The 10,284-nt window shown below is 73.8% G+C and carries 9 protein-coding genes; 2 read left to right on the top strand and 7 right to left on the bottom strand.

Going from position 1 to position 10,284, the window contains the following annotated elements; translation table 11 throughout:
- Nucleotides 1–118: 118 nt before the first annotated feature.
- The 6 genes from ACFV6E_RS25800 to ACFV6E_RS25775 form a co-directional block, all read right to left on the bottom strand.
- Entirely contained in the window at nucleotides 119–892 is a 774-nt protein-coding gene (locus ACFV6E_RS25800; protein ID WP_385464931.1) for an endonuclease/exonuclease/phosphatase family protein, read from the bottom strand.
- A gap of 241 nt (nucleotides 893–1,133) precedes the next feature.
- Nucleotides 1,134–2,087: an ROK family glucokinase gene (locus ACFV6E_RS25795; RefSeq protein ID WP_385166072.1), complete on the bottom strand. Its 954-nt coding sequence runs from the start codon at nucleotides 2,085–2,087 to the stop codon at nucleotides 1,134–1,136.
- A gap of 105 nt (nucleotides 2,088–2,192) precedes the next feature.
- A complete protein-coding gene (locus tag ACFV6E_RS25790) occupies nucleotides 2,193–2,681 on the bottom strand; it encodes a DUF5304 domain-containing protein (RefSeq protein ID WP_385166070.1) in 489 nt (162 codons plus the stop codon).
- A gap of 80 nt (nucleotides 2,682–2,761) precedes the next feature.
- On the bottom strand, nucleotides 2,762–3,931 hold the full coding sequence (locus tag ACFV6E_RS25785) for an ArsA family ATPase (protein WP_385166068.1): 1,170 nt from the start codon (nucleotides 3,929–3,931) through the stop codon (nucleotides 2,762–2,764).
- Between the two features lie 85 nt (nucleotides 3,932–4,016).
- The gene (locus tag ACFV6E_RS25780) at nucleotides 4,017–4,466 is read right to left on the bottom strand and encodes an SRPBCC family protein (protein ID WP_385166067.1); all 450 of its coding nucleotides are present in this window, start codon (nucleotides 4,464–4,466) and stop codon (nucleotides 4,017–4,019) included.
- 154 nt (nucleotides 4,467–4,620) lie between these two features.
- The gene (locus ACFV6E_RS25775) at nucleotides 4,621–5,418 is read right to left on the bottom strand and encodes a metallophosphoesterase (protein WP_385166065.1); all 798 of its coding nucleotides are present in this window, start codon (nucleotides 5,416–5,418) and stop codon (nucleotides 4,621–4,623) included.
- 293 nt (nucleotides 5,419–5,711) lie between these two features.
- Between ACFV6E_RS25775 and ACFV6E_RS25770 the strand changes: the two genes are divergently transcribed.
- Nucleotides 5,712–7,508, top strand: a complete 1,797-nt coding sequence (locus ACFV6E_RS25770; RefSeq protein WP_385166064.1) for an AMP-dependent synthetase/ligase — start codon at nucleotides 5,712–5,714, stop codon at nucleotides 7,506–7,508.
- 202 nt (nucleotides 7,509–7,710) lie between these two features.
- On the opposite strand, the gene ACFV6E_RS25765 is transcribed toward ACFV6E_RS25770, so the two are convergent.
- Nucleotides 7,711–8,853 carry a glycosyltransferase family 4 protein gene (locus tag ACFV6E_RS25765; protein ID WP_385464928.1) on the bottom strand — a complete coding sequence of 381 codons (1,143 nt, stop codon included), beginning with the start codon at nucleotides 8,851–8,853 and terminating at the stop codon, nucleotides 7,711–7,713.
- 163 nt (nucleotides 8,854–9,016) lie between these two features.
- Between ACFV6E_RS25765 and ACFV6E_RS25760 the strand changes: the two genes are divergently transcribed.
- Nucleotides 9,017–10,282 (top strand): glycosyltransferase 87 family protein, encoded by a 1,266-nt coding sequence (locus tag ACFV6E_RS25760; protein ID WP_385464925.1) that lies wholly within the window; start codon nucleotides 9,017–9,019, stop codon nucleotides 10,280–10,282.
- The last annotated feature ends 2 nt before the right edge of the window (nucleotides 10,283–10,284 follow it).

Raw genomic sequence — 10,284 nt, 5'->3', positions numbered from 1 at the left:
ACCGGGCGAAAGCCCGAGTACGTCCAGTACGAGGGCTTCCGCCCGGCACGCCGAGAGCACGCACCTGACGCCGCGCGGCCCGCCCTTCGGGCGAAAGACGGGAATTTCGCAACACGCCCTAGCCGGCCGGCTCCGCGGGGATCCTGAGGGCGGCCAGGACCGGCAGGTGGTCCGTGGCCGCCCTCAGGTCGTTCCCCGTCACGCCCGGCAGCCCCAGCGGCACCCCGCAGCCCAGCACCTCGACGCCCGGGGTGGCGAAGAGCGCGTCGATGCGCCGGACGGGGGCCGTGGCGCCGAAGGTCTGCTCGCCGCCCCAGGCGCGGGCCGCCCAGCCGTCCTGGAGGTGCTCGGCGATCCGCCGGAAGCCGGGGCCCTCGGGGGGCTCGTTCAGGTCGCCGCCCGCGACCGCGTGCGCGGTGCCGAGCCCGGCGAGCCGGTCCAGGAGCAGACCCGCCTGCGCGTACCGCTCGTCCGGCCGGAGCGAGAGGTGGGCGCTGAGGACGCCGAGGCGGGCGCCGCCGAAGCGGACGACGGCGGTGGCGAAGCCGCGCCGGTGCAGGCCGGGGGTGAGCGGGAGCAGTACGTCCTCGGTGCGCTCGACCGTGGCCCGCAGGTTGCACAGGACCGCGGGACCGGCCGCCGTACCGCCGCCGGTCAGGATCACCTGCCCCGACGCCGCCGCGAGCCGGGCGAGCTTCTTGCGCCAGCGGAAGAACCGCGGGGCCTCCTGGACGAGGACGAGGTCGGGGGCGCAGGCGCTGATCACCCGGGCGAGCGCGGCGGTGTCGTCGCGCATCGAGCGGATGTTGTAGCTGAGCACCCGGACGACGGCCGAACCGTCGGCTTCGGTACGGGAGTTGGGCAGCTCACTGGCGGTCGGGCTGGTCGGCATGGCGATCAACATACGCCGCGGACACCGGCACGGGGCTCAGGGGGCCGCCCGCGCGCCCCGTCTCCGGGCGCTTCGCGTACCCGGCACCCCGCACACCCCGTCTCCGGGCGCCCCACATACCCGAAGACCCGCGTGCCTCGCGTACCCGTACGCATGCCTCCCGCGCCCCCGTTACACCTGCGCCCGCCGTCCCCCTCCCGGGGGTGCGGCGGGCGCGGCAGTGGTGCGGGGGCCGGGGCCGTCACATGACCGGGTCGGGCTCCCGGGCCAGGTCCGCGGCGCCGACCAGACCGGCCTTGTTGCCGAGCTGGGCGGCGATGACGTCGGCCACGGGCCGCCAGTTGCCGCCGACGAGCCAGCGCTTGTACGACTTGCGGATCGGGTCGAGGACCAGCTCGCCCTCGTCCGAGAGGCCGCCGCCGACGATGAACGCGGACGGGTCGAAGAGGGAGGCCAGGTCGGCGAGGCCCGCGCCGGCCCAGCGGGCCAGCTCGCGGTAGGAGTCGACGGCCACCGGGTCGCCCTGCCGGGCGGCGACCGAGATGTGCTTGCCCTCGATGCCGTCGGGGCTGCCGTCGCCGAGCGCGAGGAGCACCTCGGCGCGCTCGGGGGTGGCGTTGGCGCGCTGCTTGGCGTACCGCACGAGGGCGCGGCCGGACGCGTACTGCTCCCAGCAGCCCTGCGAGCCGCAGCCGCAGAGCAGGCCGTCCGGGACCATCCGGATGTGGCCGAACTCGGCGGCCACGCCGAAGTGCCCGCGGCGCAGCTTGTTGCCGATGATGATGCCGCCGCCGAGGCCGGTGCCCAGCGTGATGCAGATGACGTTGCGGTGGCCCTTGCCCGCGCCGAACTTGTACTCGCCCCAGGCGGCCGCGTTCGCGTCGTTCTCGACCACGACCGGCAGGCCCACGCGGGCCTCGACCTCGGTCTTCAGCGGCTCCTGCCGCCAGTCGATGTTCGGCGCGAAGTAGACGGTCGAGCGCTGGCGGTTGACGTAGCCGGCGGCGCCGATGCCCACGCCGACGATCTCGTGTCCCGCCCGGGCGCCCTCCACGGCCGCGGCGATGGCGTCGACGATCGCCTCCGGCGTGGTGGGAGTCGGCACCTTGAAGGTCGAGAGGATGTTGCCTTCCTCGTCGACCACGCCGGCCGCGATCTTCGTGCCGCCGATGTCGACGCCGATGGTGAGTCCCATGAATCCCTCAGTTTCGGTCGAGCCCCGCTACGGCCAACCGTACCCGAGGTGACCCCCGGCCCCGCCCGATCCCGATCACTCGGGAGCGGTACGGACCGGCCCGCGTCAGTCCAGATCGATGTGCTCGCCCCGGCCCGGGCCGTCGTCGCGGCGCTGCCCGTCCCGGGCCGTCCACCGGCGCTCCTGGGCCTCGACCGCCGAGCGGTAGGCGGCGAGCAGCTCGGAGCCGGCCGTGGCCAGATGGTCGAAGACGTCCGGATTGCGCTCGATGACCGGCTCGACGGCGGCCTTGGCCTGCCGTACGACCTGGTTGACCATCTGCTGGGCGGTGCCCGAGGCGACCGCGCCGAGCAGCGGGGACTGGAGTCCGGACAGCTTGTCCGCGACCGCGTCGACGAGCCTGCGCAGTTCCTCGGCGGCGGAGCCGGGCGGCGGTCCGTACCGCGCCCGGCGGCGGGCCTTCTCCGCCTCCAGGTCCTCGGCGCAGGCCCGCGCCCAGGCGTCGGCGTCGGTGTCGGCCGTCTCGTGGGCGTCGTCGGCGGCATCGGGTGCGTCGGCGGCGTCGGCGTCGGACGTGGGGCGCTCTTCGCTCATGGCGGACTCCTGCCTACGTTTCGTCCCTTCCGACGTTACCCGAACGGCGGCGGCCGCTTCACCGTCCGCGCCGCCCCCGGTCACCTGCCCTGGGGCCACAGCGCGGGGTCGGGCGCGAACCGGACGCGCAGTTCGCCCTCGCGCAGCGCGGCGCCGGCCACGGTGCAGCGGCGCAGCGCGGACGGCAGCGGCACGATCCGGCGGAACTGCCCTGCGCCGACCACGAGTTCGTCGCCGCGCCGGACCAGGTCGAGGTCCTCGCGCACGGCGCCGGGCAGGGGTATGTGCCAGACGAGGACGCCGTCGTCGGCGAGGTGGTCGGCGACGGGCCACTCGACGCCCGCCGGGGCGTCGCCCGCGCCGGGTACGGCGAGCGCGGCGAGGTCGTCGGTGCCGCGCGGGTCGCGCCCGAGGTGCGGGACCTCGTGCGGGTCGTGGCCGTCGCGCCACTCGTCGAGGGCCTTGCGCTGCTGGGCGGCGAGCGCGGCCAGCCAGGTGTCCGCGGTGGTGTCCGGCAGGACGCGGTTGGCGACCAGGGCGTCGGCGCGCAGGCCGCGCAGGGCGAGCGCGGTGGTGGCGGCGAGCACGGCGTCGGTGCCGGCCGGTCCCGGCTCGGCGACCAGCCGTACGGTCGTGGCCGGGTCCGCGACGACGGCTTCCACGGCGGCCAGTTCGGCGTCCCAGCGGGCCGCCGTCTCGTACAGCCAGTCCGCGGGCATCGGTACGCCGGCCAGCCGGCCGAGGACGGGGCGCAGGGCGCGGGCCGCCTGGCGCTGCGGGGGCAGCAGGCGGCGCAGGTAGCGGCGCAGTTCCTCGGGCAGGGCGAGCAGGGCGAGCGCGTGCGGGACCGGCGGCAGGTCGGCGACGAGCAGGTCGTACCGGTCGGAGAGGGCGGCGTCGCGCAGCGCGCGGAGCACGGCGAGCTCCTCCGCGCCGGGGAGCGGGGTGACCTCCTCGGCGTCCAGGCGGGCGGCGCCCAGCAGGTCGAGGGCGCCGGTGGCCCGGTCCTGGAAGGCGGCCAGGTCCTCGCGGAAGCGTTCCGCCGGGTCGGGACGCCAGGCGGTGAGGCCGGGCGCCGCCCGCACCGGGTCCGCGCCCGTCGGGGTGCCGAGGACCGCGCCGAGGGTGTCGGTGCGGTCGGCGCTCAGGACCAGGGTGCGGGTGCCCTCACGGGCGGCCTTCAGCGCGGTGGCCGCGGCGACGGTGGTACGGCCGCTGCCGCCCGGGCCGGTGATCAGGATGGTGCGCATGAAGCTGAACGGTACCCGCGCCGTGTCCGCGGCCGGGAACCGCGCTCCCGGCCCACCGGCGGCCCGGCCGCCCGCCCGTCGGCGGCTACTTGCCGGCGTCGCCCGACTCGACGCGCTTCTTCAGACCCGCGAGCGCCCGGTCGATGATGACCTTCTCGGCCTTGCGCTTGATCATGCCGAGCATGGGGATCTTGACGTCGACGGTCAGCCGGTAGGTGACCTCGGTGGCGTCGGTACCGGCCGGCTTCAGCAGGTACGAGCCGTCGAGCGAGCGGAGCATCTGCGACTTGACCAGGGTCCAGGAGACCTCGTGGTCGCCGGCCCAGGTGTAGCCCAGGGTCTGGTCGTCCTTGATGGCGCCGGCGTCCATGACCAGTCGCACCTGCTCGGCACGGCCCTGCTCGTCCGTGGCGAGCACCTCCGCCTCCTTCACCTCGCCGGTCCAGTCCGGGTAGCGGGCGAAGTCCGCGATCACCGCCATGACGTCGGCCGGTGCCGCCTCGATCGTGATGCTCGAGCTGGTGTGTTCCGCCATCGCGGTGGCTCCTCCAGATGCGGTCCGGTGAGGGAGGGTGTGCGCACGTGTGTGCAGCGTGAAGGCTACCGCGCGCGGGACGGCCCGCCGTCACCGCGTCCGCGTCGCGGGGCCGCCGTGCGCGGGCCCCTGGGCGGGGCCGTGGGCGGGGTCGTCACCACTCCAGCACCCAGGGCCGCCCCGACCCCGCGAAGTGCCCCACGTTCACGCATTCCGTGGCGCCGATCCGCATCCGGCGGACCAGCGGCTGGTGGACGTGGCCGAAGAGCGAGTAGCGCGGCCGGGTCCGCCGGATCGCGTCCAGCAGGGCTCGGCTGCCCCGCTCGAAGCGCCGGGCCACCGTGTCGTACACCAGCTCCGGCACCTCCGGCGGGATGTGCGTGCAGAGCACGTCGACCTCGCCGACGGCCTCGATCTTCGCCGCGTACTCCTCGTCGCTGATCTCGTAGGGAGTCCGCATGGGGGTGCGCAGGCCGCCGCCGACGAAGCCGAAGACCCGGCCGCCGATCTCCGCCCGGCCGCCGTCGAGCACGGTGGTACCGGGTCCCGCGTACTCCGGCCACAGGGTCGGCATGTCGACATTGCCGTAGGTCGCGTACGTGGGCGTCGGGAAGGCGGCGAACAGCTCGGCGTACTGTCTGCGCACCGCCTTCTCGATGGCCGCGGCCCGGTCCGTACCGATCCCCGCCCAGAGCGCGGCCCCGAACTCCCGCGCCTCCGCGAAACGGCGGGCGGTGCGCAGCTCCACGATCCGGTCGGCGTTCTCGGTGCCGAACAGGTCGGGGAAGATGCCCCGCGAGTGGTCGGCGTAGTCGAGGAAGAGCACCAGGTCGCCGAGGCAGATCAGGGCGTCGGCGCCCTCGCCGGCCCGGGCCAGATCGCGCGCGTTGCCGTGCACGTCGCTGACCACATGAACCCGCGTCCCGCTGTTACCGCCTCGTGTGGGTGCCATGACGATCAAGAGTAGGCGTGTGCGGCAAAAGTGAACAGAGGTGGTCGGACCTGCGGTTACTGGCTAGCCGGACAGGGCGTCGACTACTCTGCGGCCAGGAACGCCAACACGTGTGACGCAGGGAACATCTCGGCGGGACCCCCTATCGAAACCGCCGTACCGGTGGGTAACGTCCGGGCAGTCCAGTCGTGCTCAGGATTTCGATGACTTCTTGGAGCACTTGCCCGAGCCTTGGACCGCACCGTCGCATCACACAGAGTCGTGGCGCCGGCGCCCTATGAGGAGCAGCAGTCTTGCGCGAGTTCAGCCTTCCGGCCCTTTACGAGGTCCCTGCGGACGGCAATCTGACCGACATCGTCCGCAGAAACGCCGCGCAGCATCCCGACGTCGCCGTCATCGCCCGCAAGGTGGGCGGGACCTGGACGGACGTCACCGCGACCGCTTTCCTCGCCGAGGTGCACGCCGCCGCCAAGGGCCTGATCGCCTCCGGCGTGGAGCCCGGCGACCGGGTCGGCCTGATGTCCCGCACCCGCTACGAGTGGACGCTGCTCGACTTCGCGATCTGGAGCGCGGGCGCCGTCACCGTGCCGGTGTACGAGACCAGCTCGGCGGAGCAGGTGCAGTGGATCCTCGGCGACTCGGGCGCGACCGCCTGCGTGGTGGAGACGGAGGCGCACGCGGCCGCCGTGGAGTCGGTGCGCGACCGGCTGCCCGCCCTCAAGCACCTCTGGCAGATCGAGGCCGGCGGCGTGGAGGAGCTGGGCCGGGCGGGCCAGGACGTCACCGACGCGACCGTGGAGGAGCGCGGCTCGCTCGCCAAGGCCGACGACCCGGCGACCATCGTCTACACCAGCGGCACCACCGGACGCCCCAAGGGCTGCGTCCTCACCCACCGCAGCTTCTTCGCCGAGTGCGGCAACATCGTGGAGCGGCTGCGCCCGCTGTTCCGCACCGGCGAGTGCTCGGTCCTGCTGTTCCTGCCGCTCGCCCACGTCTTCGGCCGCCTGGTGCAGGTCGCCCCGATGATGGCGCCCATCAAGCTGGGCTGCCTCCCCGACATCAAGAACCTCACCGACGAGCTCGCCTCCTTCCGCCCGACGCTGATCCTCGGTGTGCCGCGCGTCTTCGAGAAGGTCTACAACTCGGCGCGCGCCAAGGCGCAGGCCGACGGCAAGGGCAAGATCTTCGACAAGGCGGCGGACACGGCGATCGCGTACAGCCGCGCGCTCGACACCCCCTCCGGCCCGTCCCTCGGTCTGAAGCTCAAGCACAAGGCGTTCGACAAGCTCGTCTACAGCAAGCTGCGCGCGGTGCTCGGCGGCCGGGGCGAGTACGCGATCTCCGGCGGCGCCCCGCTCGGCGAACGGCTCGGGCACTTCTTCCGCGGCATCGGCTTCACGGTCCTGGAGGGCTACGGCCTGACCGAGTCCTGCGCGGCCACCGCCTTCAACCCCTGGGACCGCCAGAAGATCGGCACGGTCGGCCAGCCGCTGCCCGGCTCCGTGGTGCGCATCGCCGACGACGGCGAGGTGCTGCTGCACGGCGAGCACCTGTTCAAGGAGTACTGGAACAACGAGGGCGCGAGCGCCGAGGCGCTGGCCGACGGCTGGTTCCACACCGGGGACATCGGCACCCTCGACGAGGACGGCTATCTGCGGATCACCGGCCGCAAGAAGGAGATCATCGTCACCGCGGGCGGCAAGAACGTCGCCCCGGCCGTGATCGAGGACCGCATCCGCGCGCACGCGCTGGTCGCCGAGTGCATGGTCGTCGGCGACGGGCGGCCCTTCGTGGGCGCGCTGGTCACCGTCGACGAGGAGTTCCTCGGCCGGTGGGCCGACGAGCACGGCAAGCCCGCGGACTCCACGGCCGCCTCGCTGCGCGAGGACGCGGAGCTGCTGGCGGCGATCCAGGACGCGGTGGACGACGGGAACGCGGCGGTCTCCAAGGCGGAGTCGGTGCGGAAGTTCCGGGTGCTGGGGGCGCAGTTCACCGAGGAGTCGGGGCATCTGACGCCGTCGCTGAAGCTGAAGCGGAACGTGGTGGCGAAGGATTACGCGGACGAGATCGAAGCGATCTATCGGGCCTGACGGCCGAGCACCGGCCTGCCACCCCCTCCGTACCTGGGGCTCCGCCCCAGACCCCGCTCCTCAAACGCCGGAGGGGCTGAAAGGTTCAGCCCGTCCGGCGTTTGAGGACGAGGCCGTCCAGGCCGGAAGCGGGTGCCTGGGGGCTGCCGCCCCCAGATCCACGGGACGGGCAGGGGCGGAGGGGGCGAGGAGAACCAGTCGGCTACAGCAGCGCTTTCAGCCGTTCCGCCAGCAGGTCCCAGCGCCACCTCTCCTCGACCCAGGCCCGCCCCCGCTCCCCCATCCGCCGCCGCAGCTCCGGATCGGCGAGGAGGACAGCGATCCGGTCGGCCACGGCCTCCACGTCCCCGCCCCGCACCACCCACCCGGTCTCCCCGTCGAGCACCGCATCCGGCGCACCCCCGGAGTCCCCTGCCACGACGGGCAGCCCGGTCGCGGACGCCTCCAGATAGACGATGCCGAGCCCCTCGACGTCGAGCCCGCCGCGCCGCGTCCGGCAGGGCATGGCGAAGACGTCACCGGCACCGTAGTGCGCGGGCAGTTCGCCCCACGGCACGGAGCCGGTGAAGCGGACCGACGAGGCGACACCGGTCTCGCTCGCGAGCCGCCGCAGCTCCTTCTCGTAGGGCCCGCCGCCGACCACGAGCAACACGGCGTCCGGTTCGCGGGCCAGGATCCGCGGCATGGCGAGGATCAGCGTGTCCTGGCCCTTGCGCGGCACGAGCCGGGAGACGCAGACGACCACCGGCCGGTCGGTGAGCCCGAGCCGGGCCCGCACCTCGTCGCCGCCGGACGCCGGGTGGAAGGTCTTCTCGTCGACACCGGGCGGCAGTTGGACCATACGGGCGGCCGCCTGCGGCGACAGCGCGCGGGCGATCCGGGACCGCGTGTACTCCCCCAGGTAGGTGACCGTGTCCGTCGACTCGCCGACCCGGCCGAGGAGCCCGCGGGCGGCGGGCAGCTGCGCCCAGCCCGCCTCGTGCCCGTGCGTGGTCGCCACCAGGCGCCGCGCGCCCGCCCTGCGCAGGGCGGGGGCCATCAGACCGAGCGGGGCCGCCGCCCCGAACCACACCGACGTACAGCCGTGTTCGCGCAGCAGCCCGGCGGCCCGCCGGGTCACCGCGGGCGTCGGCAGCAGCATTGTGGTGCGGTCCCGTACGACGGTGAAGGGCTGCTCGGCGTCGAAGGCGGCCGTCGCCTCGGCACCCTCGCGGCCCCGCTTCCAGGTGGAGGCGTAGACCACGATCCGGCCGGGGTCCAGGCGCAGCGCCATGTTGTGCAGGAACGCCTGGATACCGCCGGGCCGGGGCGGGAAGTCGTTGGTGACGATCAAGGTCTTGTGCATCGCGCCCGACCCTACCGGGCCCGCCCCGCCGGGCCGCCTCCCGGCCGTACTCACAGCTCCCGACGGCCGCGCTTCATGGCTCTCGCACAGTCCGGCACGTAAAGATGGCCGGTGGAAAACAGATGAGATGCGGATGAACTAGACCAACGGGGATCAGATGGTCATGACGGGCACGGGCAGGGGCGCGGACACGGGCGCGGGCCGGGACCGGTTCCCGTACGCGCTGCTGGGGACCTGGGGGCTGACGCGGCTCGTGCTGCTGCTCTTCGTCTTCCGGGTGTTCGTCTTCCCCGGCCCGGACGTCACCAGCGACGTCTCCGTGATCTACCAGGGCTGGTACGACGTCCTGCGCACCGGCACCTTCCCGCTGTCCGACGTCACCTGGCAGTACCCGCCGGCCGCCGCGCTCGCGATGCTCTCCCCGGCCCTGCTGCCCTTCCTCGGCTACGCGTCCGCGTTCTTCGTCCTCGCCTTCCTCACCGACCTGGCCGTCCTCGCGCTGCTCCAGTACGCCGGACTGCGCCCCGGCAAGACCCTGCGCGGAGCCTGGGTCTGGGTGATCGGCGTACCGCTGCTCGGCCCGACCGTGTACTCCCGCTACGACATCTTCGTCACGGCGGTGGCCGTGGCCGCGCTGCTCGCCGGTGTCCGCCGCCCCCGGGTGCTCGGCGCGCTGGCCGGGTTCGGCGCACTGCTGAAGGTGTGGCCGGTGCTGCTGCTGGTGGGCGCGGCCCGCGGCGGCGGCCGGCGGGCCTGGGCCGCCGCCGCGGTCACCGCGGGCGCGCTCTGCGCGGTCTTCGCCGTGACGATGCCGGGCGCGTTCGCCTTCCTGACCTACCAGCGCGACCGGGGCACGGAGGTCGAGTCGCTGGGCTCGCTCGTCTTCCACGTCGCCCGGCGCTTCGGCTGGCCGGGCCAGGTGCTCCTGAACTACGGCTCGGTGGAATTCCTCGGCCCGTACGTCGGGGTGGTGAGCGGCGCGGCGCTGTTCCTGACCGCCGTGGCGCTCGGCTGGGTGCTGCTGTGGCGGCTGTCGGCGCAGCGGTTCCCGGCGCACGCGCTCGCCGAGGCCGCGTTCGTGGCGGTGCTGCTGTTCACCGTCACCAGCCGGGTGATCAGCCCCCAGTACCTGGTGTGGCTGGTCGGGCTCTCGGCCGTCTGCCTGTGCTTCCGCGGCACCCGGATGACGAAGGCCGCGCTGCTGGTCCTGGCGGCTTCGCTGGTGACCGTGCTGGAGTTCCCGGTGTGGTTCACGCACGTGGTCATGGGCGACGACCTCGGCATCGCGCTGATCCTGCTGCGCAACGGGCTGCTGGTGGCCGCCGCCGTGACGGCCGGCCGCGAGCTGTGGCGCGGCACGGTCTCCCCGCCCGCCCCGACCGTACCGAACCAGGCGTCCCGCACCACGGAGTCACTGGCCTCGTCCTGAGG

This window comes from Streptomyces sp. NPDC059785 (assembly GCF_042732375.1).
Taxonomy (GTDB): domain Bacteria; phylum Actinomycetota; class Actinomycetes; order Streptomycetales; family Streptomycetaceae; genus Streptomyces.
The sequence above is the reverse complement of the archived record's forward strand: the minus strand, read 5'-3'. Positions and strand labels throughout refer to the sequence as shown.